General features: G+C 64.7%; 19 protein-coding genes and 3 pseudogenes. 11 read left to right on the forward strand and 11 right to left on the reverse strand.

The genetic code is table 11. From position 1 onward, the window contains the following. Window positions 1-118: 118 nt before the first annotated feature. Window positions 119-1,204, forward strand: a complete 1,086-nt coding sequence (locus XBLMG947_RS12080; RefSeq protein ID WP_065468963.1) for a sensor domain-containing diguanylate cyclase — start codon at window positions 119-121, stop codon at window positions 1,202-1,204. A gap of 42 nt (window positions 1,205-1,246) precedes the next feature. Here the strand turns inward: XBLMG947_RS12080 and XBLMG947_RS12085 are convergent, their stop codons facing one another. Together XBLMG947_RS12085 and XBLMG947_RS12090 are read right to left on the reverse strand one after the other, a co-directional pair. Then, complete coding sequence (locus XBLMG947_RS12085; protein WP_065468928.1) at window positions 1,247-1,756, reverse strand: chemotaxis protein CheW; 510 nt, start codon at window positions 1,754-1,756, stop codon at window positions 1,247-1,249. An 11-nt stretch (window positions 1,757-1,767) separates the two neighbouring features. Then, window positions 1,768-3,426, reverse strand: coding sequence for a methyl-accepting chemotaxis protein (locus XBLMG947_RS12090; protein WP_065468929.1), 1,659 nt, complete (start codon window positions 3,424-3,426; stop codon window positions 1,768-1,770). A 305-nt stretch (window positions 3,427-3,731) separates the two neighbouring features. On the opposite strand from XBLMG947_RS12090, the pseudogene XBLMG947_RS12095 reads away from it, so the two are divergent. Then, window positions 3,732-4,344: pseudogene (locus XBLMG947_RS12095) on the forward strand (DNA-3-methyladenine glycosylase). Here the strand turns inward: XBLMG947_RS12095 and XBLMG947_RS12100 are convergent. Then, window positions 4,284-8,678 carry a DEAD/DEAH box helicase gene (locus XBLMG947_RS12100; RefSeq protein WP_065468930.1) on the reverse strand — a complete coding sequence of 1,465 codons (4,395 nt, stop codon included), beginning with the start codon at window positions 8,676-8,678 and terminating at the stop codon, window positions 4,284-4,286. The pseudogene XBLMG947_RS12095 and the gene XBLMG947_RS12100 sit on opposite strands and share 61 nt — an antisense overlap. Window positions 8,679-8,876: 198 nt before the next feature. Between XBLMG947_RS12100 and XBLMG947_RS12105 the strand changes: the two genes are divergently transcribed. Further along, window positions 8,877-9,257 carry a DUF3301 domain-containing protein gene (locus XBLMG947_RS12105; protein WP_065468931.1) on the forward strand — a complete coding sequence of 127 codons (381 nt, stop codon included), beginning with the start codon at window positions 8,877-8,879 and terminating at the stop codon, window positions 9,255-9,257. Window positions 9,258-9,297: 40 nt separating this feature from the next. On the opposite strand, the pseudogene XBLMG947_RS23650 reads toward XBLMG947_RS12105, so the two are convergent. From XBLMG947_RS23650 to XBLMG947_RS12140, 8 genes and pseudogenes are all read right to left on the reverse strand, one after another. After that, window positions 9,298-9,538, reverse strand: a pseudogene (locus tag XBLMG947_RS23650) (hypothetical protein); the annotation flags it as partial. A gap of 188 nt (window positions 9,539-9,726) precedes the next feature. Then, the gene (locus XBLMG947_RS12110; protein WP_065468932.1) at window positions 9,727-10,167 is read right to left on the reverse strand and encodes a ClpXP protease specificity-enhancing factor; all 441 of its coding nucleotides are present in this window, start codon (window positions 10,165-10,167) and stop codon (window positions 9,727-9,729) included. Window positions 10,168-10,245: 78 nt separating this feature from the next. After that, window positions 10,246-10,881, reverse strand: a complete 636-nt coding sequence (locus tag XBLMG947_RS12115) for a glutathione S-transferase N-terminal domain-containing protein (RefSeq protein WP_065468933.1) — start codon at window positions 10,879-10,881, stop codon at window positions 10,246-10,248. A 397-nt stretch (window positions 10,882-11,278) separates the two neighbouring features. After that, a complete protein-coding gene (locus XBLMG947_RS12120; RefSeq protein WP_065468934.1) occupies window positions 11,279-12,037 on the reverse strand; it encodes a cytochrome c1 in 759 nt (252 codons plus the stop codon). Next, window positions 12,030-13,289: a cytochrome b gene (locus XBLMG947_RS12125; protein ID WP_065468935.1), complete on the reverse strand. Its 1,260-nt coding sequence runs from the start codon at window positions 13,287-13,289 to the stop codon at window positions 12,030-12,032. The genes XBLMG947_RS12120 and XBLMG947_RS12125 overlap by 8 nt, the downstream gene beginning before the upstream one ends. Further along, window positions 13,289-13,933 carry a ubiquinol-cytochrome c reductase iron-sulfur subunit gene (gene petA / locus XBLMG947_RS12130; protein WP_065468936.1) on the reverse strand — a complete coding sequence of 215 codons (645 nt, stop codon included), beginning with the start codon at window positions 13,931-13,933 and terminating at the stop codon, window positions 13,289-13,291. Before petA ends, XBLMG947_RS12125 begins: the two co-directional genes overlap by 1 nt. 509 nt (window positions 13,934-14,442) lie before the next feature. Then, window positions 14,443-15,426 carry a lytic transglycosylase domain-containing protein gene (locus XBLMG947_RS12135; RefSeq protein WP_065468937.1) on the reverse strand — a complete coding sequence of 328 codons (984 nt, stop codon included), beginning with the start codon at window positions 15,424-15,426 and terminating at the stop codon, window positions 14,443-14,445. A gap of 49 nt (window positions 15,427-15,475) precedes the next feature. Then, window positions 15,476-16,422: pseudogene (locus XBLMG947_RS12140) on the reverse strand (helix-turn-helix transcriptional regulator). 104 nt (window positions 16,423-16,526) lie between these two features. Between XBLMG947_RS12140 and XBLMG947_RS12145 the strand changes: the two are divergent. The 8 genes from XBLMG947_RS12145 (at window position 16,527) to XBLMG947_RS12180 (ending at window position 23,965) form a co-directional block, all read left to right on the forward strand. Continuing rightward, the gene (locus tag XBLMG947_RS12145) at window positions 16,527-17,171 is read left to right on the forward strand and encodes a glutathione S-transferase family protein (RefSeq protein ID WP_065468964.1); all 645 of its coding nucleotides are present in this window, start codon (window positions 16,527-16,529) and stop codon (window positions 17,169-17,171) included. A 37-nt stretch (window positions 17,172-17,208) separates the two neighbouring features. Further along, a complete protein-coding gene (gene miaB, locus XBLMG947_RS12150; RefSeq protein WP_065468938.1) occupies window positions 17,209-18,663 on the forward strand; it encodes a tRNA (N6-isopentenyl adenosine(37)-C2)-methylthiotransferase MiaB in 1,455 nt (484 codons plus the stop codon). Between the two features lie 423 nt (window positions 18,664-19,086). Next, on the forward strand, window positions 19,087-20,070 hold the full coding sequence (locus XBLMG947_RS12155; protein WP_065468939.1) for a PhoH family protein: 984 nt from the start codon (window positions 19,087-19,089) through the stop codon (window positions 20,068-20,070). A 2-nt stretch (window positions 20,071-20,072) separates the two neighbouring features. Next, on the forward strand, window positions 20,073-20,621 hold the full coding sequence (locus tag XBLMG947_RS12160; protein WP_065468940.1) for a hypothetical protein: 549 nt from the start codon (window positions 20,073-20,075) through the stop codon (window positions 20,619-20,621). A 100-nt stretch (window positions 20,622-20,721) separates the two neighbouring features. Beyond that, window positions 20,722-21,207: an rRNA maturation RNase YbeY gene (gene ybeY / locus XBLMG947_RS12165; protein ID WP_065468941.1), complete on the forward strand. Its 486-nt coding sequence runs from the start codon at window positions 20,722-20,724 to the stop codon at window positions 21,205-21,207. Continuing rightward, on the forward strand, window positions 21,207-21,725 hold the full coding sequence (locus XBLMG947_RS12170; protein ID WP_065468942.1) for a hypothetical protein: 519 nt from the start codon (window positions 21,207-21,209) through the stop codon (window positions 21,723-21,725). The genes ybeY and XBLMG947_RS12170 overlap by 1 nt, the downstream gene beginning before the upstream one ends. A 93-nt stretch (window positions 21,726-21,818) precedes the next feature. Beyond that, the gene (locus XBLMG947_RS12175; protein ID WP_065468943.1) at window positions 21,819-22,697 is read left to right on the forward strand and encodes a CorC family transporter; all 879 of its coding nucleotides are present in this window, start codon (window positions 21,819-21,821) and stop codon (window positions 22,695-22,697) included. Window positions 22,698-22,711: 14 nt separating this feature from the next. Continuing rightward, window positions 22,712-23,965, forward strand: coding sequence for a lipoprotein N-acyltransferase Lnb domain-containing protein (locus tag XBLMG947_RS12180; RefSeq protein ID WP_083993062.1), 1,254 nt, complete (start codon window positions 22,712-22,714; stop codon window positions 23,963-23,965). Window positions 23,966-23,977 lie beyond the last annotated feature (12 nt).

Consider the following 23,977-nt stretch of genomic DNA (forward strand, 5'->3'; position numbering starts at 1 on the left):
GCTGGCAGCACTTGTCCAGAGACGTAGTGCGCTGGCAGCACTGCGATCGCATCGGCGGGCGCCTCGTCGCTTTCTCCCTTCATCGCCTTGATGGCGCCTTGTTCCGGTGGTGTTTTGCATGCAGATACCCGACGCACCCGCGTTGAACCTCATCCACGCAACGCTGCTACCCGGCGGCGTCAACGCCAATTTTGGTGCGCGTCTACCGGCCAACGAGGATGAGCGTGTAAACGCGCTGCATGCGTACCGCTTGCTGGACACCGCACCGGAGCCGAGCTACGACGCGTTCACCTCCATTGCAGCCACGGTCTGCCGCATGCCGATGGCGCTGATTTCGCTGGTCGATACCCATCGGCAATGGTTCAAATCCAAGATCGGCATGCAGCCGACCGAGACACCGCGCGAGCTGTCGTTCTGCGCGCACGCCATTCTCGAACCCGATCAGGTGATGGAAGTCGGCGATACCCATCTGGACCCACGCTTCACGAACAATGCCTTGGTCACGGGGGAGCCGCAGATTCGTTTCTATGCGGGCGCGCCGTTGCTGACCTCCGACGGCATCGCGCTGGGTACGCTGTGCGTACTGGATCGCACACCGCGGCGCCTGTCGGTGGCCGAACGCGACGCGCTGCAGGCATTGGCCAAACAAGTTGTCAGCACCATCGAACTGCAGCAGGCCGCTCGGCTGGTGGAGCTGGATGCCTTGCGCGACGCGCTCACCGGGCTATGGAATCGCGCCGGGCTGGAGCATGCATTGCACGCGCTTGCGGACGCGCCCAGCACCGCCTCTGACGCTAGGCTGGGTTTCATGCTGATCGAACTGGATGGCTTCAAGCGGCAAAAATTGCAGGCCGGTGCGGCGGCGGCCGATGCCAGCGTGCTCCAGGTCGCTAGCGTGCTCGAAACGCAGCTGCCGCCGGCCGCAATCGTCGCGCGCCTGGCCTGCGATCAATTCTGCGTGGCGCTGCCGACCACCTCTGCCTCTGCGGCGCTCGCTGCGGCCGACGGCTTGCGCAAGGCGGTGGAAGACGCGTCCTGGCCCACCGGCCCGTTGACTCTCAGCGCCGGGCTGGTGGATGTTGCCGCGCACGCTGCGTTCGACAGCAATACCTTGCTGGCACGCGCTCGGCACGCGCTGCAGCAGGCGCGTCGCGATGGCCGTAACCGGGTGCACCGCTTCCACGGTTGGCATCTGCAGGACTGATCGGCGCAATCAGCGCTGATCGTCCCAGCACACTGCTGCAGCTCAGGCCGCCAGTGCGTCGGTGTTTCCGGCGATCTCGTTCACCTGCAGCACCTGCTCCATGTCCAGCACGACCACGAAGCGCTCGCCGACCTTGCCCATGCCGCGCAGCAGATCGCGGCGGATGTGCGTGCCGAACGAGGGCGCCGCTTCGATGTCGTGATCGGCCAGTTCGATCACGGCATTGACCGCATCCACCAGCACGCCGATCACCTGCGTGCCCTGCGCCTGCTCGGTGGCCAGAATCACGATGCAGCTGCGCTTGCCGATCGCGCTGTCCGCGCGTCCCAGCCGCGCATGCAGATCCACCACCGGCACCACCGCGCCGCGCAAATTGATCACTCCGCGCACGCAATCCGGCATCGAGGGCACCGGCGTAGGCGTGCGGTATTGAATGATTTCACGAATGCCGAGAATGCTGGTGGCGAAGGTTTCGCCATCCAGTTGAAAGGTCAGATATTGCGCAGCGGCATCAGCGTCGCCGGGCATCACATCAAGCGTCGGTGCGGTCATTGGTCGATCCCTCAAAAACGCGCGAACTGGCCTTCGTCGGGGCCCTCGGACATCGCATAGGCCGGGGCTGCATGACTGCGCCAGCCACGGGTTCCTGCGGCACGCGCCGTGCGTGCGGCAACCTGCCTACCGCGCTTGGGCGGCGCAGTCGTCGCACCCTGCCCCCCCAGCCGGAAGAACGCCATGCTCTGTTGCAGCTGTTCGGCCTGCGCGCTCATTTCCTCGGCAGTGGCGGCCAGCTCTTCGGAAGCGCTGGCGTTCTGCTGGGTGGTCTGGCTCAACTGCACGACTGCCGAATTGATCTGGCTGACGCCGGAGGATTGCTCTTCGGAGGCGGCGGAAATCTCCTGCACCAGATCGGAGGTGCGCTTGATGCTGGGCACGATCGAATCCAGCAAACGGCCGGCACGATCGGCCAATTCCACGCTGGAGCTGGCCACCTCGCCGATCTCCTGCGCGGCGACCTGGCTGCGTTCGGCCAGCTTGCGCACCTCGGCGGCGACCACGGCAAACCCCTTGCCATGTTCACCAGCCCGCGCCGCCTCGATCGCGGCATTGAGCGCGAGCAGATTGGTCTGATACGCAATGTCGTCGATGATGCCGATCTTCTGTGCGATCTGCTTCATCGCCTGGGTGGTGGCAACCACCGCTTCGCCGCCTTCCACGGTTTCTTTCGCGGCCTGGGTGGCCATGCCGTCGGTGACGCGCGCGTTTTCGGTGTTCTGGCTGATCGATGCGGTCATCTGCTCCAGCGAGGCGCTGGTTTCTTCCACACCGGCGGCCTGTTCGCTGGCCGCCTGCGACAACGACTGCGCGGTGGCGCTGACTTCTTCGGACGCACTGGCGAGCGTTTCGGCGCTGGTGTTGACCTCGCCGACGACCTGCGAGAGCTTCTGCACCATCGTACGCATCGCTTCGAGCAATTGCGCGGTTTCGTCGCGGCCATGCACATCAATGCGCATGGTGAGATCGCCTTCGGACAAGCCGTTGGCCACCGCCACCGCACGGCGGATCGGCCCGGTGACGCTGCGGCTGATCACCACGCCGAGAATGGCACCGAGCAACACACCGCCGCAGATGATGGCGACCAGCAGCCTGGAACTGCGCGCATGAATCGCAGCGGCTTCCGCGTTGGCCGCCGCAGCGCTGCGCTCGCGCAGACCGCTCAGGTCGGTCATCAGGTTATCCACTTCGTCCGAACTGGCGCGGACCGCACGCGATAGCGAGGCCAGTTCCGGATTGGCCTCGCGCAGCGCCTCGCGGTTGGCGGCTTCGAGAAAGCGACCGCGCTCGTCCAGATATTTCTGCCAGGCGCGATCGAATTGCGCCAACTTGTTCTTGCCCTCTTCGCTTTGGAAGCTCGCACGCGCACGGGTCATGTAATCGACCACCTTGGCGGTGTATTTGTCGATGCTCTGCACATGCGACTGGCGCTCTTCTGCGCTGCTGGCCAATAGCAGATTGGCGCGTGCGCGGCCCGCATAGATGAGGTTGATATTGGCTTCCTTGACGTTGGACATGCCGAGCAATTCGCGCTCGTACAACGAACTCGACAGCGCGTTGATGCGGCCGGAGTTGGAATAGCCCACCCACCCGATGCATGCGCCGATCGCCGAGACGATCAGGAATGCCACGATCAGTCTGGTTCCGATTCTGAAATTGCCTAACATTTGGGGAGTTCTCTCGAGAATGATGCGTGGGCGGCATGCGCTGCGGGACGGCGACGGCGCTGCGCGTACCGCACACTGCGGCACAGCTCATCTAACCAATCGCTAATGGCTATCGGCGACGACCAAACACGCTTGAGAGACGCGCATAGCCTGAATGCGCATTCAGGTAATCCGATCTGCGCTTTTGTGACACATCACGCGTTCTTGACGCCCTGTATTCGGAAAAACCCTACCCATCCTCTGAACTGTCCAGGCCGGTCCGCAGGACATCACGCGCGCAGGGCGATGCTTTGACCATGTCGCGCATGCCGCTGCCTCGCACGTTTTATGCACACGATGCGCGTCAGGTTGCGCCGCACTTGCTCAACAAGGTTCTGGTCAGCGCTGACGGACACCGTGGACGCATTACCGAAGTGGAAGCCTATTGCGGCAGCGAAGACCCGGCCGCGCACTCGGTCCGCGGCATGACCCCGCGCACGCGGGTGATGTTCGGTGCGCCAGGACATCTTTATGTGTATTTCATCTATGGCATGCACTGGGCGATCAACGCCGTGTGCGGCGGTGCGCCCCGGGCATGCGGTGTTGATCCGCGCACTGGAGCCTCTAGACGGAATCGACCGCATGCAGGCCGCACGCGGCGCTGCGCCGGTCAAACGATCGACTACCGACCCAGGCCGCCTGGCACAGGCATTCGCAGTGACTGCCGTCGACAACGGACTGGACCTCACTACTGGCGTTGCGCGCCTCTGGATCGAAGACGACGGCGTGCCACCACCCGCCAACCCACAGGCGCCCCCACGCATCGGCATCCGCAAGGCGATGGATGCGCCATGGCGCTGGGTCGTTGCAGATAGCCGCTATGTGTCGCGCCCGCTTCCGCGCGTGGCTGGAAACGCCGCGACGCTGCCGGGCGACTGAGCCAGCCAGCGCTCCATCGGCGATTGCTCGGCCGCGCCCGGCCCACGCTGCAGCAGGCGCAGCGCCTGCTCGGCCTGCTCGGGTGTAAGTTCCTGCAAGGCGTGGAAGCGGTCTGCCGCCCACACCGCGATCGGCAGCCCATCCAGAAACGCGACACGATTGCCCGGCACACGCGCGACACGCTCGCCCGGCAGCAGACTGCCAAGCAGATTGCTCGGGTCGCTCGCACTCACGCAAACCCACTGCTGCGGCAATGCCTGCGCGCGCACGCGGCGCAATGCCGCAATCGCATCCGGCAACGCGAACTGCTCGCCGGACAGCCCGGCGATAAAACGCCCGCCACGGATTTCGCCGCGCGCTTCCAGCCGTTGATACATGCGCAGCAATTCGCGCCACGGCGGCAGCCATGCGGCCTCGCGTTCGAGCAGCCGCCAGCACACCACGCCATAACGACGCAGCAGCGTACGCGCCACGTGTTCGAGCATGTCTTGATGGCGCTCGCCGGCTTCGGCAAGCGGCACCTCGGGCAGCGCGCGCACCGGCGCCCAGCGGCCCGCATCGCGAATGCCCAGCGCACTTGCACGTCGGCGGTGACGCGACAACGCCGACGGCCGCTTGGACGCCGGCACCAACAACGCGCGCAGCCCGGCATAGCTGTCGCAGTGTGCACGGCCGCGCATGACCAACTCGCTCAAGGCATCTTCCAGCTCGGTGTTCATCAGATGCGCTTCATCGGCGATTTCGTCGAAGAACAGCGCGCCTTGCTGCTGCAACACCTGCATGACACGTTCGGCGCGGGAACCCAACGGTGCGTCGTCTGCAGCGCGCGCCATTGCACTCCAGCGCTGCGCTTCGCGCCGTGGCAGCAGCACGATCGGCGTGCTGCGCAGCGCAGCGCCGCTGCGACCACCACCGGGTCGCAAGCGTGCCCACAGCGTGCGCCCGGCGGTGCACAACTCGTCAAGCCAGGCCGGTTGATAGTCGCGCACGCGCGCCGGTAACAGTTCGCTCTCCCACACCACCGCAGGCGCCTCAAAGCCTTCGAGCTGCCCCACCACGCCGGCCAACGCATCCGGCCCTGACACGCGGCCGCTGCTGTCCACGTGCTGCCACTCGAACAGAAAGCGCGCGTAATCGCGCTGCGATACCGGTTCGATTTCGCGGCGCAACCGCCCCAGCGTGTAGCGATGGATGCGTGCCAACAGATGGCGCTCGCACCACTCTTCGGCCTGCGCGTGCGCACTGAACTGCCCAGCCATGACGTAGCCCTCGCGCTGCAGGGCCGCCAGCGCCAGCACGATGTCTGTTTCCGGCACCTGCAATGCCTTGGACAAGGCCGGCACCTGGGACGGGCCTACCGCGGACAAGCGCCCGCGCAGCAGTTCGCCCACCGCCCAGTCGCGCTCCCAGTCGGCAACGCGGCAATCGGCCGGCGCCTGCAAGGGCGGCCGGGCAACGGCCTTGGGATACAACGGCAGAAACCAGTCGATGCGCTCGGCACTGATCCACAGCGTCGGACTGCCGTGCAAGGCCACGCAGGTGGCGCGACCAGCCGCAGCCAGCGCGGACAACCAACCCTGCCACTGCGCATCGGTGGCTTCTTGGACCGGCAGCACGCCAAGCCCCACCAGCGCCTCGTGCATTTCTTCGGCATCGCGCGGCTGTGGCCAGGCCTCTTCGCGCACTGCCTCGATGGCCTGCGGATCGAGCCGGCCCAGGTCGTCGCTGGTCTGCGGCGTGTAGCGGCGACTTTGCACGGCCTGGGTACGCCGTTCTTCCAATGGCGCATCGTCGAGAAATGCATAGGGACGCGCATTCAAGGCTTCGGCGGCCAGCGGCGACGGTGCGGCCAGATCGCGCGCAATCAGCATGACTTCACCCGACTCCAGACCGCGCAACACTTGTAGCCAGCCATCGCTGTCCATGGAGTGATGCAGGCAATCGTCCAGCGCCTGCGTCACCAACGGGTGATCGGGCACCTCGCGTTCGCCGACCAGATTCTCTGCGCAGGCCACCTGATCCGGGAATACCGTTGCCAGCAGATCTTCCGACTTCATCCGTTGCAACTGCGGCGCCACCTTGTTGCCGCCACTGAAGCGCGGCAGCGCCATCGCATTGGTCGCATTCCAGCGCCAACGCACACCGAACAGCGGCGCATCCAGCAATGCCTGGATCAACACATGCTCGGCCGATGACGAATGCAGGTAACGGCCAACGTCTTCCAGCGCAAAGCTATGACTGGTGGACAGCGACAACACGATCGCATCTTCGGTGGCCGCAGCCTGCAATTCGAAGTTGAAGGTGCGGCAGAAGCGCTTGCGCAACGCCAGCCCCCACGCACGATTGATGCGGCTGCCGTAGGGCGAATGGATCACCAGCTGGGTACCGCCACTGGCATCGAAAAAGCGCTCCATCACCAGGCACTGCTGGGTAGGCATCGCGCCCAGTGCGGTGCATGCGTTGGCCAGATAGTCCACCAGTTGCCGCGCCGCTTCGGACGACAGCTCCAGCTCGCTCTGCAGCCAGTTGCAGGCCGCTTCATGTGGCGCGGTGTCCAGCCGCGCGGCAATCTCGCCACGCAGGCGCGACACCGCCGCCGACAGTTCGTCGCTACGGCCCGGCGCTTCGCCCAGCCAGAAGGGAATGTTCGGCGGCGCGCCTTTGGCATCTTCCACGCGCACGCGCCCGGCCTCCACGCGCAGGATGCGGTAGCTGGCGTTGCCGAGCTGGAACACATCGCCGGTGAGGCTTTCGATGGCGAAATCCTCGTTGACCGTGCCGATCTTCTCGGCCTGCGGCTCCAGCACCACGCTGTAGTCGCCGGTTTCGGGAATGGTGCCACCGGAAGTCAGCGCGGTCATGCGTGCGCCGCGCCGTGCATGCAGGCGCCGATGCACCGCATCGCGATGCAGATACCCTGCGCGCGGGCCAAGCCGCGTGCTGAAGCCCTCGCAGAGCATGCGCACCACGCTGTCGAACCTCGCGCGGCTCAACGCGGCGAATGGCCACGCCCGCCGCACCAGCGCGAACAGCGCGTCTTCGTCCCAGTCTTCGCATGCGGCCTCGGCCACGATCTGCTGCGCCAGCACGTCCACCGGCGCCAGCGGGATGCGCAAGGCATCCAGTTCGCCGCGGCGGATGCTGTCCAGCAGCGCGGCGCATTCGACCAACTCGTCGCGGGTCTGCGGAAACAGTCGCGCCTTCGGCGTGCCGCCGACCTTGTGCCCGGAACGCCCGGCGCGTTGCAGGAACGTCGCGATCGACCGCGGCGAACCGAGCTGGCAGACCAGATCGACATCGCCGATATCCAGCCCCAGCTCCAGCGATGCGGTCGCCACCAGCACGGTGAGCTCGCCAGCCTTGAGCCGTTGCTCGGCCAACAGGCGCGTCTCGCGCGACAGACTGCCGTGATGCGCCGCCACGCGCTGCTTGCCGAGCAGATCGCCCAGATGCCGCGCCGCGCGCTCGGCCATGCGCCGCGTATTGACGAACACCAGCGTGGTGCGATGCTGCTGCGCCAGCGCAGCCACATCTGCATAGACCTGCAGCCACTGGTCGTTGGACATCACCACGCTCAGCGGCGTGGGCGGCAGCGCCAAGGCCAGATCGCGCGTGCGGGTGTAGCCGATATCGACGATTTCGCACGGCGGCGGCAGGCCATCTGCACCGACACCGACCAGAAACTGCGCCACTGTTTCGATCGGCTTCTGCGTTGCCGACAGCCCCACCCGCGTGATCGGCTGCGCGGCCAGCCGCTGCAGGCGCTCCAGCGTCAGGCTCAGATGGCTACCGCGCTTGTCCGAAGCCACCGCATGGATTTCATCGATGATGACGGTGCGCACGTGCCGCAGCGCGGTGCGGCCGGATGCCGAGCCCAACAGGACGTACAACGACTCCGGCGTGGTCACCAGAATATGCGGCGGCGTGCGGCGCGCCTGCGCGCGCTCGCGTGGCGGCGTGTCGCCGGTGCGCACTGCCGTGCGGACCGGCACATCCGGCAGTCCGCTGGCCAGCAACGCCGCACGGATGCCCTGCAATGGCGCGTCCAGGTTGAGGTGGATGTCGTTGGACAAGGCCTTCAGCGGCGACACGTAGACCACGCGGGTTTCGTCGGGCAACGCACCACCGTTGGCCAGCCCGTCGCAGATCAATGCATCGATGGCGGCGAAGAACGCGGTCAACGTCTTGCCCGAGCCGGTCGGCGCGGCCACCAGGGTGTGGCGCCCGTCCTGGATCGCTGGCCACGCCGCGACCTGCGCCGGCGTTGGCGCCGCGAAGGCCTGCGCAAACCACGCAGCGACCACAGGATGGAACTGTTGCAGGACAGGATGCATTGGCGATGCCCGACACCTGACCCTCATCTTGACGGGACGGCGCGCGGATGTAACTCGGTGGGAGTGCAATGAATGGGGTTGCGCAGCGGCCCAGACAAGCCGCACGCCACGCCGGCGGTGAACCATTTAGCGCGCTGGTGCCGGCCTCTGCCGTCGACAAGGCGACGCCCTCGCAGCGCTGCGGCGCCTGCACGGCGATTGTCCACCGGCCGCATGCCATGGCACATTGACGACATGCCCAGTCTTATTGTTTTCATGATCGCCGGCGCCGCGCTGTTCGGGTTCTGGAACTCCTCGCGCGCTGCCGCCGAACGGGCCGACATCCTCGGCCGTAATGCCTGCCGCGCCGCCGATGTGCAGTGGCTGGACCAGAGCGTGCATTCCACCAACATCCGCGTCTGCCGGATGCCCAACGGCTGGCTGGGCTTCGAGCGCACCTTCCGTTTCGAATATTCCTACGACGGTGCGGATCGTCATAGCGGTAAATTGGTCCTGCGTGGCGATCAACTGATTGCGTTCACCGGCCCGCAAGTCGCCACCGTGCGGGCATTGCATCCGGAGCAACAGCGGCTGGAGTGACGGATGATTTGCAGCGCGGGTGATTTGCAGGGGACGTCGCGCGCTGGTGCCCCTGCGCAAACACGCACGACGGACGCAGCAGGTCGTCATCCTGCAACAAGCGCGCCTTGTCGCCCACTCCGAGGCAGAGAAAATGCGCCTCAGTCGGCGTGTCGCTGTAGCTGCGCGCTAACAGACAGCGCGCACTATCCACGACGCAATACGATGTCGTGCTTGTAGTCGACCGCGCCGGACGCATCCGGCGCACTGCAATCTAGATGATGGCTGCGCTTCACCCGCAGCTGAGACCCACCCACGCCGCGTACAGGCTGCCCGCGACTGGCGCTGCGATGGAAGCGGCTAACGCAGTGCGCAGTCGCCAAGCGGCCGTGGACGACGCGCAGGACGCGCAGTGCACGCGTGCCATTGCGAACTCCAAGCACCGACAGCGCCCAGCTGACGGCTGCACAGTCGTGTGGTTTAGCGACGCCTACTTCACCACGCGAAGATGCGGGCGCTTGCCACCGCTGGATGGTTCGTCCGGCGTCGGAGCGCTGGGCGGCGGCGCCCCCGGATCCGGTGGCTCGCTGCTGGTGCCAGGAATGTCGTCCGGCAGCGCCATGCCCTGCCCGGTTTCGCGCGCGTACACCGCCAGCACGGCCGCCATCGGCACCATCACCGGGTGGCTCACGCCACCAAAGCGCGCGGTGAAGCTCACGCTTTCGTTATCGACCTGCAAGCCGACCACGGCGCGCTCGGCGATATTCAAGACGACGCGACCGTCCTTGACGGCACTGGCAGGCACCTGCACACCGGGCAGGCCTGCATCCACCAAAACGTGCGGCGTCATGCCGTTGTCGTTGATCCATTCGACCAAGGCCCGCAACAGGTACGGGCGATGGCTAGTCATGCGGGGGAAATCTTCGGTCATTGTGTCATTTTACCCGCACACGGCCCGTCCCGGCGGCCACGCGATCGGACGTCGGTCTGTTGGCATACAGCCGTCGCATCAGCCCGGCAGATCGCGCAGCTTCTTTTCCTGATCGGTCAGGCTGCGGATGAAACCCGGATTGCGGAAGATGCGGTTGCCGTAATCCTCGATCGCCTTGCCGTCCTTGGGCAGACCGATTTCCAGTGCATCCAGTCGCCAGATGATCGGCGCCATCGCGCAGTCGGCCAGACTCATTTCCGGATTGAGGAAGAATTTGCTGGCCTTGAACAAGGGCACCGATGCGGTGAGCAGTTCTTTCAGGCGCTTGCGGCCGGCCTCGGCCTGGGTCTTGTTGCCTAACTGGACCGCCTGCACCTGCGGCACCCAGTCATGCTCGATGCGCAGCATCGCCAGCCGCAGACGCGCGCGCGATAACGGGTCGACCGGCATCAACGGTGGGTGCGGGTAGCGCTCGTCCAGGTATTCGCTGACCACCGACGCGGCGTACAGCACCAGGTCGCGCTCGACCAGGGTCGGCACCGAATGATAGGGATTGAGATCGATCAGATCTTCGGGGGGATTTTGCGGGTCGACCGGCACCAAGTCGTAGGTCACCCCTTTCGCCGCCAGGACCAGACGGACCCGGTGGCACAACACGTCGTCGTTGGACGAAAACAAAGTCAAGGTATTCCGCATACGCACACTCGTCGCCATTCAAGGCTCTCCGACGACCGGAATCCGCCGGCCGCATCGGCGCGGCCGGCCCAACGCCGACAGTCACCACGGTCTATCGAGTGTGCAATCACGTCACGCAAAAGCCAAGAGTGATACGGCTTATTAACGTCCCGATAAGGCGGTTGTTGCGCTTCTAGGCGGAAAAACTGGGTGACAACTAGCTGCCGCAGCACTGTCGCAGGGCTGGATGCTGGGGGCCTCAATAGACCCCGACGCGCACCCAAACCCTTCTCACGGAGGGAGAGGGGCTGCATCATCTCCCACGTGCAGAGAGGCTTAAGACGGTTGGCGCTACCGGCGGTATTCCAGACACCTGCCGATGCCCGCCCGGCACTGCATCTGTTTGCCTTGCAGCCGATGACGGCTTACGCAGCGCTCAATGCACGTCCTTCCAGTACTCCTTCTTCAGCAGGTAGGCAATGAAGGTGAGCAGCGCCAGGAACAGGACCACCCACACGCCCATGCTCTGACGCTTCAGTGCGGCCGGCTCGCCGACGTACTCCAGGAAGTTGGCGATATCGCGCACGGTCTGGTCGAACTCCACCGGCGTTTGGCGACCCGGCTGTCCCAGCTTCAACGCTTCCACCGGCTTGTCGCCAGTGGCCTTGTCGGGCGGGCCGAACTGCGCCTGCTGCAGGCCTTGCAACTCCCACAGCGGATTGGGCATGGATGCGTTCGGGAACAGCTTGTTGTTCCAGCCCAGCGGGCGGGTCTGATCCAGATAGAACGACTTGAGGTAGGTATAGACCCAGTCGGTGCCGCGCACCCGCGCAATCAGCGTCAGATCCGGCGGCGCCTTGCCGAACCACTTGGTCGCCGCATCATGCGGCATGGTGCCTTCGATGTGTTCGCCGACTTTGGCGCCGGTGAAGTTGAGGTTGCTCATGACCTCCGCTTCGCTCAAGCCCAAATCGCTGGCCATGCGCGAGTAACGCAGGTATTTCAGCGAATGGCAGCCGGAGCAGTAGTTCATGAACAACTGCGCGCCGCGTTGCAGCGAAGCGCGGTCGCCCAGGTCGTTGCCCGCATGCTGTACTGCCCCGCCCTCGGCAGCGACCACACCGCCAGCAACCAGCAGGCCGCATAGCAGCGCAACCACGCGCGACTTCCATGACGTCACATTGGAGTTAGTCATGGGTGGTCACCCGCTCCGGAACCGGCTTGGTCTTGTCCAGCCGCGTCCACACCGGCATGGTGATGAAGAAGGCGAAATACAGAAAGGTCAGCACCCGCCCGACATAGGTTTCGTGCGCGTCGGTGCCGGGGCCGGAACCGATCACGCCCAGCCACACGAAGCACACCACCAGCACGCCCAACGCCGCCTTCGAGATCCAGCCGCGATAGCGCACCGAGCGCACCCTGGCGCGATCCAGCCACGGCACCAGGAACAGGATGGCGATGGCCGAGAACATCACCAGCACGCCACCGAGCTTGTTCGGCACCACCCGCAACATCGCGTAGTACGGCGTGTAGTACCACACCGGTTTGATGTGTTCCGGCGTGACCAGCCGGTTGGCCTCGGTGAAGTTGTCATGCTCCAGGAACAGGCCGCCGAAGGCCGGTGCGAAAAAGATGATGAAGGCCGCGATCAACAGCAGGAAGCCGACGCCGACCAGATCCTTGACCGTGTAGTACGGATGGAACGGAATGCCATCGGCCGGCTTATGCGCATCCCAACGATTACCCTTGGGACCCTTCTTGATGTCCACGCCGTCCGGGTTATTCGACCCCACTTCGTGCAGCGCGCCGATGTGCAGCACGATCAGCAGCAGCAGCACCAACGGCAGCGCGATCACGTGCAAGGCGAAGAAGCGATTGAGCGTGGCATCGCCGGGCAGGTAGTCGCCCATGATCCATTCGGTCAAGCCATTGCCGATCACCGGAATGGCGCCGAACAGCGAGATGATGACCTTCGCGCCCCAGAACGACATCTGTCCCCAGGGCAGCACGTAACCCATGAAGGCTTCGGCCATCAGCACCAGATAGATCAACATGCCGAGAATCCACACCAGTTCGCGCGGCTTCTGGTAACTGCCGTACATCAACCCGCGGAACATGTGCAGGTACACCACGATGAAGAACAGCGAAGCGCCGGTGCTGTGCATGTAGCGGATCAGCCAGCCCCACTCCACGTCGCGCATGATGTATTCGATCGAGGCGAATGCATCGGCGGCGCTGGTTTTGTAATGCATCGTCAGGAAGATGCCGGTGACGATCTGATTCACCAGCACCACGATGGCCAGCGAACCGAAGTAGTACCAGAGGTTGAAGTTTTTCGGTGCGTAGTACTCGCTGATGTGCTTGCGGTACATGGGCATCAGCCCGGGCGCGCGTTCGTTGACCCAATCGAACACGCCGTTGGCGGTACGGACCAGAACATTGCTCATCAGGCAGCCCCCGTGCTTTTGGCCGACGCACCGGCACTGTCAGGATCGACGCCGATTACCAAGGTGTTGTCGTCTACATAGTGGTGTGGGGGCACCAGCAGATTGATCGGTGCCGGCACGCCGTCGAAGACGCGGCCGGACATGTCGAAGCGCGACTTGTGGCAGGGGCAAAAGTAACCGCCCTTCCATTGCGGGTCGTAAGGCTCGGGGCGGATTTCGGCCACCATCTCCGGCGAGCAACCCAGATGCGTACACAACCCGACCAGCACCGAGATATCGGACTTGATCGAACGGTACTCGGGGTTCTTCAGCACGTACTCGGGCTGCTGGTCCTTGTTCTCGGACTTGGGGTCCTTGAGCCGGTCGTCCAGCGACGGGAGTGCGTCGAGCATGGCTTTGGAGCGCTTGACGATCCAGATTGGCTGACCGCGCCATTCCAGGACCATGCGCTGGCCTTCCTGCAAGGCGCTGATGTCGGCGGTTACCGGTGCGCCGGCCAACTTGGCACGTGCACTGGGATTCCACGACTTCACGAACGGAACTGCGACGAATCCTGCTCCGACCGCACCGACCACGGCAGTTGTCGCGGTCAAAAACCGGCGACGCCCGAGATCAGCAGGTGCGTTAACCCCATCGTTGGCCATCCGGCTCTCCGATCTTGATTAGGTAGCGTGAGGCTGCCAACGGCTGGCGGGGGGTCCAGCCGCGATGAATCGACCGCAGTGTAGCGGAACGCTTAATGCACAGACAATGCAATGTACGCAGTCGGACCTATGCGATGCAACGGCCCGTGCAGACAGGCGCCGATCATGTGGATCGCAAACTGCGTGAAGGGCGTATGGCTGTGACGCAGCCTGTGCCTTGCCTGCAGCGGCAGCAATGCACGCGTGCGGCGGTTGGCAGGGATGATGCAGGCGCAGCAACCACGATTGCATGCGATTTGCTGCGGACAGCTGCCACGTGCGTCCGCTGCGACAGCAGCGCTGCCGTACTCCGCGCAGCGCCGTGGCGAACATCACCAAGAGCGGCCACCAACTCTTTCTAATCATCGTCTAGGGCCGTGGACCGCAGGAGCCGCAGCGGGCATGGCATATGCCGGCCCGAGCCACAGCTGCGCTCGCCTGGCGGTTACACCGTCGCGCTGTGGGCCACTCTAGTTGGCTGCCGTCGCCTGGCCACGGTAGCGGCCGGCCAACAGACCCACACGTTGCACGTAACGCTGGGTCTCGCTATACGGCGGCACGCCACCGTAACGGTCTACCGCACCCTCGCCTGCGTTGTAGCCGGCAGCGGCCAGGGTGAGGTCACCGTTGAAGCGTTTCAGCAGCCAGGACAGGTATTGCACGCCGCCACGAATATTTTGCGTTGCATCATAGGCATCGCTGACGCCGAAGCGTCGTGCGGTGCCCGGCATCAACTGCATCAGTCCTTGCGCGCCGGCGCGACTGAGGGCGAGCGGGTTATAGGCCGATTCGGCGTGGATGATCGCGCGCACGATCGATTCTTCCACCCCGAACTCGCGCGCCGCCGCTCCGATTTCCTGTTGATACGCATTGGTGTTGAGCCGGATCGCACCGAAGTTGACGCCCGGCCTGGCGCCGCAGGCGTAGCAGGTTTCGATAAAGCTGTAATGGATGGTGCGCAGGCCTTCGATGCTGGCAACCTGGCGCGGACGGGCGCTGGTGTAATGCCGCACACCGTCCTTCATATAGGAGTACACCTGCCCGCTGACGACCCGGCGCGGGTTGACCGCTGCTGCCGCTGGCGGGGGCACCACCGAAGTGGACGACACCGGCAGCGCACGCGGCAGCAACGTTGAAGCGATCTCGGCAGCGCGCCGTGGCGACTGACTGACCGGCTGGCTGATGATCGTTGCCGGCGCGCCGTTGTCGATCGTGGCCATGCGGGGCGCGGGGCTGGCAGGCACGCGCGCGGTGGATGCAGGCGACGGCAGACGACGGGCCGACCGATCAGGGGTATAGCTGCTGATGACACTGCAGGTGGCGCCGCTCTGGCGCTTGCTCAGATAGCTGGTGATGCCATCGGCGCTGACACATTTGTACAGCGTGCCGGCGCTGACCGGCGCAGCCGACAACGTGACGAGCATGAGTCCCAGCAATCTTGACATCCCCTTCATGTCGCGGAGTGTCCCAGCTTGCCCAGGGCTTGCCAAGTGTCGACAAGCCTTACTGCGGCAGCCGGTCCAGTTGCGCGTGCAACGCGTTCAGCGCCTGCATCAGCGCGGTGCGCGCTTCGGCAGGCGCAATCGCATCGAACGGAAGGTCCAGCAACAACAGGTTGGCCGTCAACGCGGGCATGCTAGGCGCACCAAGGCCCAGCCAGCAATGCGCGGGGCCGTCCGCCTCCAGTGCCCCAAGCCAGGGCGGGATGTGCGCTGCCAACGCCTCCACGGTACCGGCCAGGCGGACCCGCGCCCGGCACGGGAACGGCGCTTCGCCGATGGCTCTGCGCACCAGTTGTAACGGTTCTTCGGGCAATGCGCGCGGGGCGAAGTGGGCGCCGGTGGCGAGTGCCTGGTCGATCCGGTCCGCGCGCAGGTTGCGCCAGTACTGGCGTTCGCAATCCCAGACCAGCAGATACCAGCGCCGTCCGTAGTTCACCAGCAACGCCGGCTAGACGTTGCGAGTGAGCGCCGCGCCGGAATCGCGCCGATAGTCCAGCCGCAACGTGACCCGGTCGCGGCAGGCGGCGGCCAGCTGCGCGAGCAAGGCTGCATCGACCAGCGCGTCCGCTTCGGCGGCCGGCAGGCTGGCCATGGCGGCATGGGCGCGCTGTCCGCTACGTCGCGGCAGTAACGGGTCGAGTTTGGCCATCACCCGTGCAGCCGCAGCGTCCATCCCGCGCACCGCTGGCGCGGCGGCACGCAACGCGACTGCCACGGTCAGCGCTTCGTCCTCTTCGAATACGCTGCAGCGCCCTGCCCCAAGCGGTAACCGCCGCCGCTACCGGGCACGGCGTGCACCGGGTAACCCAATTCGCGCAAGCGCTCGATATCGCGCCGCAGGCTGCGCGGATGGATCTCCAAGCGCTCTGCCAGCACCGCGCCGGACCAACTCCGGCCGCCCTGCAGCAGAGAGAGCAGACGCAACAGACGGGCAGCAGTGGACGCCATCGCATCACCCTATTGCGGACAGAAACTGTCCGCACGCGCTCCGTAAGATCTGCATAGCAGCCATGACCAGCTGCCTCGCCACCGCAGCCACCCTGGAGACCGCAATGTCCGACGACCGCCACATCACCCTCTTCCACAATCCCCGCTCCCGCTCGCGTGGCGTGCTGGTGTTGCTGGAAGAACTGGGCGCAAGCTACAGCCTGCAGGGCATCGATCTGGAAAAGGAGCAGCAGCGCACGCCAGAATTCCTTGCCATCAACCCGATGGGCAAGATTCCGACCATTGTTCATGGCACCAGCGTTGTCACCGAACAGGGCGCCATCTACCAGTATCTGGCCGAGCTGTATCCCGAAGCCGGCCTGTCGCCGGCGCCGGGCGAGCCTGACCGTGGCGCCTACCTGCGCTGGTTGGCGTTCTATGGCTCGGCGTTCGAGCCGGCGATCATGGATCTTGCGCTCAAGCGTGAAGCCCCACCGCGCTCGCTGTCGCCCTACGCCAGCGCCGACACCGTGCTGCAGGTGCTCGATGCGCAACTGGCAAAGGGCGATTACTTGCTGGGCGCGCGCTGCAGCGCGGCCGATGTGCTGTGGGGTGGCGCACTGGCGTGGATGGTGGGATTCGGCTTGATCGACCCGCCCGCCCCCACCCGTGCCTATATCGCCCGGATGTGCGAGCGCCCGGCATTTGCCCGCGCCGAGGCGATCAATGCCGGGCTCGCGCCCGCGGACGGCGCAAGCACAAGCGGGTAAACTGCGCGGCTCTCTCTACCCGCCTGGAATAAGCGCCATGCCCGGGACATCCGTTTCCGACCTGTCTGCGGCCACTGCCGTGGACGCTCCCGCCCTTGTGCCGTTGCCGGTCGCCCGCCCGGCAGCGCCTGCCGTGGTGCGCGGCAAGCTCTACATCAAGACCCACGGGTGTCAGATGAACGAGTACGACTCGGCCAAGATGGCCGACGTGCTCGCCGCCTCCGAGGGCCTGGAGCTGACCGACAACCCGGAAGAAGCAGATGTGGTGCTGGTCAACACCTGCTCCATCCGCGAAAAGGCCCAGGAGAAGGTGTTCAGCCAACTGGGGCGCTGGAAGGCGCTCAAGGCCGGCGGCAAGCCGGTGATCATCGGTGTCGGCGGCTGCGTGGCTTCGCAGGAAGGCGAAGCGATCGTCAAGCGTGCGCCATACGTCGACCTGGTGTTCGGCCCGCAGACGCTGCACCGGCTACCGGAGCTGATCCGCGCACGGCGCGAATCGGGCAAGTCGCAGGTGGACATCAGCTTTCCGGAAATCGAGAAGTTCGACCGCCTGCCCGAGCCACGTGCCGAGGGTCCGTCGGCGTTCGTGTCGATCATGGAGGGCTGCTCCAAGTACTGCTCGTTCTGTGTGGTGCCCTATACCCGTGGCGAGGAAGTCAGCCGTCCGTTCGAAGACGTGCTGGTGGAAGTGGCGCAGCTCGCCGCGCAAGGCGTGCGCGAGATCAACCTGCTCGGCCAGAACGTCAATGCGTATCGCGGCGCGTACGGCGCCGATGCAGGCGACGTCGCGCAATACGCCGATCTGGGTCTGCTGATCCGCACCATCGCGCAGATCGAAGGCATTGGCCGGATCCGTTTCACCACCTCGCACCCGCTGGAGTTTTCCGATTCGCTGGTGGATGCGTACCGCGATGTGCCGCAGCTGGCCAACTACCTGCATTTGCCGGTGCAGGCCGGCAGCGACCGCATTCTGTCGGCGATGAAGCGTGGTTACACCGCGCTGGAATTCAAATCCAAGATCCGCAAGCTGCGCGCAGTGCGCCCGGATATTTCGATCAGTTCGGATTTCATCGTCGGCTTCCCCGGCGAAACAGAAGCCGACTTCGAAAAGACCATGAAACTGATCGAAGACGTGGGCTTTGACCAGAGCTTTTCGTTCGTGTATTCGCGTCGCCCCGGCACCCCGGCATCGGATCTGCAGGACGATACGCCAGAGGCAGTCAAGCAGGCGCGGCTTGCGCGTCTGCAGTCGCACATCAGCGCGCATGCAGCGAGCATTTCGCAATCGATGGTGGGCAGTGTGCAGCGCGTATTGGTGGAAGGCCCCTCGCGGCGCGATCCGAACGAGCTGACCGGCAAGAGCGAGAACATGCGCCCGGTGAATTTTCCGGGCAATCCGCGCTTGATCGGACAATTCGTCGATGTGTTGATCACCGAGGCGATGAGCAATTCGCTGCGTGGTCGCATTCAACTGGACGACAGCGCGCACTGATGGCGTGTGGGCGCCGCGCACTGCGGCGCCCCTTCCAGCAGCGCAACGTTGCGTCGAAGCGTTTCGCGCGCGGTGATCAAAATTTCACCACACATCTGTAGCGTCTTGCAGCGCAAGGCTTCGCCAGACTTACCCACAGGCTTTGCCGAATTCGATCCACATCCTGTGTGGACAACCCCGCCGATACTGGTGATTTTTTCACCACCAGTCCTGCAGACCTTATGCCAGTAAGCGCGACAACGTTTATCCACAGGTTAGTGATGCGTGACTCCACAGCGGTTGTGGAAAACCTGCACGCACCTGCGGACAGCCGCATTGCTGAGAAGCCGCGCCGTCCGGGGTGTTGGTGGGATCACATGCCGCGCGCTACCCTTTCGCTCCCGTCCTACCGACGCGCACCTGCATGCGCTGTCCGATCCGATCATGAACGCATCAGCACATCGCGATTTCACCCTGGAACCCGCCGACACCGAGCGTCTGGCCAATCTGGCCGGCCCGTTCGATGCGCATCTGCGCCAGATCGAACTCAAGCTTGGCGTCGAGATCGCCAACCGCGGCAACATCTTCCGGGTCACTGGACCAGAGTCGGCCATCACCGCCACGCAGTCGCTGCTGGCTGCGTTATACGAAGAGGCTGCAACCACCACGTTCGATCCCCACGGCATCCATCTGCGGCTCAACGATGCCAACCTCGAGCATGTCGCCGAGCGCGCGTATCAGGCCCAGGATGTGGCGATCAAGGTCAAGCGCGGCACTGTGCGTGGGCGTGGCGCCAACCAGGCCAAATACCTGCATGCGATCGCCACGCACAACATCAATTTCGGCATCGGCCCGGCCGGTACCGGCAAGACCTTCCTGGCGGTCGCATGCGCGGTGGAGGCGCTCAACGAGTCGCGCGTACAACGCTTGATTCTGGTGCGCCCAGCCGTGGAAGCCGGCGAAAAGCTGGGCTTTCTGCCCGGCGATCTCAGCCAGAAAGTCGACCCATACCTGCGCCCGCTGTACGACGCGCTGTATGAAATGCTGGGCGTGGAAAAAGTGGTCAAGCTGCTGGAGCGCAACGTCATCGAAATCGCGCCGCTGGCCTATATGCGCGGCCGCACGCTCAACGATGCGTACGTGATTCTGGACGAAGCGCAGAACACCACCATCGAGCAGATGAAAATGTTCCTGACCCGCCTGGGCTTCGGTTCCACGGCGGTGGTCACCGGCGACCTCACCCAGATCGATCTGCCCAAGCACGTCAAATCCGGACTGCGCGATGCGATCGAAGTGCTGCGCGATGTGGAGGGCACCAGTTTCACGTTCTTCGAAGCGCGCGACGTGGTGCGTCACCCGCTGGTGCAGCGCATTGTGACTGCCTACGACAAGCGCGATAGCGCCCTGCTCCCGCTCGCGGCCGACTGACCATGCGTGGCAGCGGTCTCCTGTTGGGGATCTGGTTGATGCTGGCTTGCCACGGATGGGCGCAAGCGCAAGCATCCCAACAGACCGACACGACGAAGCGCGTCATGTTACGACAGCAACTTGCCGCGTCCTGTGTCTCGTTGGCCGCTGCACCAGCGACCATCCTGCTGGACCGGACCGAGCTTGAACGACTTGCGTCGATGAAGCCTGCACCATCAGTTGCGGCTGCTGACGACGATGAACAGCGGCAGGCGCGGCTGGCGGGCACACGGGCGCAGGCGCTACTTGCCTCTACCGGCAAGGCGCACGACCGCTTCGGTTGCGCAGTGGCTCAAGATGATAAGGAAAGCGCCGACACGCGCTATCTGCTCGGTCGCCTGCTGGAGCGCGGCCAGGCCGCAATCTGGACGCAATCGCCACCAGGTTTCGCGCCGGCTCTTGAGGTCAGGCGGGTCGATCCGCACTGCCAGAAGGGGCCGATGGGCAGTGCCTTTTATCGCATCGCCGGCGGTGGTGCGCTGGTGCTGGTACTGGTGGAGTGCGTCCGCTAGTGCCCGTCCAGTCGTTCACGGGCCTGCGCGCAGGCGTCGCGGCAAGACGCCACTCGCGCGATACTGTCAGCTCTGCCTGATCTGAAGTGCTGGTGTTCCCATGACCAAGGGCCCTGTCCGTCTCGACGTTGCCGTCAGTTACGCGTTGCCGCGCGCCGGCTTGCCGTCGGCGCTGAGTTTTCGCAAGTGGGTGGCTGCGGCCCTGAAGGGACGCATTCGCGAGGCGGATCTGGCGGTACGCGTGGTCGACGAGAAGGAAGGCTGCTCGCTCAATCACCATTATCGCGGCAAGGATTACGCCACCAACGTGCTGAGCTTCCCCGCCGAGTTGCCGGAAGGTCTGCCAGAGGGCATCAAGATGCCGCTGCTGGGCGATCTGGTGATCTGCGCACCGGTGGTGGCGCGCGAGGCGGCCGAACAGGGCAAGTCGCTGGCCGCGCATTACGCGCACCTGACCGTGCACGGCACCTTGCATCTGCTGGGCTGGGATCACGAAGACGACAAGGAAGCCGACGCGATGGAGCAACTGGAGCGCGAAATCCTGGCCGATCTGGGCATCGACGACCCCTATGCAGGAGAACACTGATGCGTTTTTGCATTGCCGGTGTCCTACTGATGGCAAGTGCGACCGGCGCGTGGGCGCAGACCACGCCAGTGCGCCCGGACCTGCCGGCGTTGATCGAATGCCGCCAGCGTATCGGCGATTTCAGCGCGCTGGCGCCGGTGCTGGCCGACCCGCTCAAGGCAGTCGCGCTGGGCTGGACGCCGCTGGATCAATCCAACCTGTTCATGACCGAGTACACGCTCAACACGCCGATCAGCGTGTTCGGCCACCGCACCAACCACATTGCGTTTTCCGGCGCCAGCATCATGGCGATCCTCGATCTGCCCGACCCGCGCCCGCTCGCCAAGCAGTTGAACCTGGAACTGGGCGTGGATAACGCCGAGAAGGTGATGTACGGGCGTGAGATGGTCAGCGAAGACACGACCAACCCCAAGACCGGCGAGGCGATGATCGAATCGGTCGTGCTGAGCGTGACCAACGTCAAATCGCACCCTGGTAAGACCGTGGTTGGATGCGGTTATAGCCTGGATCTGCCCTGAGCCGGCAGGCAACGGCGCATCCACAGCGCGTTGCCGTCTTCCTGCTAGACTGATGGCTAACGCCTGGTTTGCCGGGTGCCCTTCCCCGTCACGATGTCCGAAGACGACAGTAGCCAATCTCTAGAAGCACCGGAAAAACGCCGCAGCTGGCTCGAGCGCCTGAGCGCCGCCTTCTCTGGCGAACCCCATACCCGCGACGAACTCGTCGCCTTGCTGCGGACCGCCGAACACGACGGTCTCATCGCCGCCGACACCTTGCGCATGATGGAAGGCGCGATTTCCGTGTCCGAACTCACCGTGGGCGATGTGATGATTTCGCGCTCGCAGATGGTCTCGCTGCCCGTGGAAGCGCGCTTCATCGACCTGATGAAGCAGGTGGTCGAATCCGGTCATTCGCGCTTCCCGGTCCACGGCGAGAACAAGGACGAAGTCCTCGGCATCTTGCTTGCAAAGGACTTGCTGCGCGGCGTCGTTGCCGACAACGGGCCCGGCAACGTGCGCGAGTTGCTGCGCCCGGCCGTGTTGATCCCCGAGTCCAAGAAACTCAACGTGCTGCTCAAGGAATTCCGCCTCTCGCGCAACCACATGGCGATCGTGGTGGACGAGTACGGCGGCGTCGCTGGCCTGGTCACCATCGAGGACGTGCTGGAGCAGATCGTCGGCGAGATCGACGACGAGCACGACGATGCCGAAGAAGAGAATTCGCTGATCGCGATCCAGGCCGATGGACGCTATGTGGTCGATGCGCTGACGCCGATCGAAGACTTCAACGAACGCTTCGGCGCCGAGTTCCCCGACGACGAGTACGACACCGTCGGTGGCCTGGTCACCGATGCGATCGGGCATCTGCCGGAAACCGGTGAGGAACTGACGCTGGGGCGGTTTGCGTTCCGGGTGGCCAAGGCCGATGCGCGGCGCGTGCACGCTTTCCACGTCACCATTCTGCCGCCCGACCCGCAGGACGACGCTTGAAGCTGTCGCATGGCATGACCGCTGCGGCGCAGGTTCGCTGCAGCGCCCGGCGTTGGACCGCATGCTGGCTGCTGGCGTTGCTGGCGCTCTTGGTAATGCCGACTGCTTTGGCGCAAGCGCCCGCTGCGGAAGTCGCCGCGGCGTCCATGCCGACACCGCGGATCGGCGTGGTGACCATGCAGCCGGGCGAAGTGTTTTTCGAACGCTTCGGCCACGATGCCATCGTGGTGGTCGACCCGCGCACGCAACAGGCCACCTCCTACAACTTCGGCTTCTTCGATCCGGGCGAGCCCGACTTCGTGCCGCGTTTTGCCCGCGGCGAAATGATGTATTACCTGGTCGCGCTGCCTCTGGAAGAAGACCTGTCGCAATATCGGGACGCTGGCCGTGGTGTCAGCATCCAGTGGCTGGATCTGCCGCCAGACCAGGCGCGCGCGCTGGCCGACGGTCTGGCCGTGCGGAGCCAACCGGAAAACGCGCGCTATCGCTACGATTATTTCATGGCCAACTGCGCCACCATGGTCCGCGACACGCTGGACCGTGCGATGGGCGGCGCGCTCAAATCGCAGCTGGCCGGCCGTTCGCGCGGCAACACCTTCCGCAGCGAGGCGGTGCGCCTGGCCTCCCCCGCCCCCTGGATGTGGCTGGGCTTCGACCTGGGGCTGGGGCCATACGCAGACCGCCCACTGTCGCGTTGGGAAGAAGCCTTCGTACCGATGCGCCTGGCCGACAGCCTGACCCAGGTACACAACAGCGCTGGTCGCCCGCTCGTGCAATCCACGCAGGTGGTGTTGCCGCATCGCATCGCGCCAGAACCTGCCGAACAACAACGGCATTGGTGGACGTGGCTGTTGACCGGCCTGATTGTTGCGGCCGGTGTGCCGGCCTTGGGCCGCAGACAGCGCTTGCTGGCAGGACTTGCGTTGCCGCTATGGTTGTTCTGCGCCATTGGTGGCGGCCTGCTGGTGTATCTGTGGGGCTTTACCGCACATCAATCCGCCTGGGCCAACCGCAACCTGCTGCTGGTCAATCCGCTATGTGTCTTGCTGTGCTTCGGTGGCATCCGGCTGCAGCTCGGCCATCGGCCGGGCCGCTGGTTCAACGTGCTGTCCTGGGTGGTCGCTGCATGTGCACTGCTGGCGCTACTGATCCACTGGCTGTCGTTCCAGGCGCAGGACAACCTGCAATGGGTGATGCTGCTGTTGCCGATCCACACCGCGCTCGCCATTGCCCTGCGACCGCGTGACTTGCCCGTCCGTACGCGCTGACCTAAGGATGCG

The organism is Xanthomonas bromi (assembly GCF_900092025.1).
In the GTDB taxonomy this organism is placed as follows: domain Bacteria; phylum Pseudomonadota; class Gammaproteobacteria; order Xanthomonadales; family Xanthomonadaceae; genus Xanthomonas; species Xanthomonas bromi.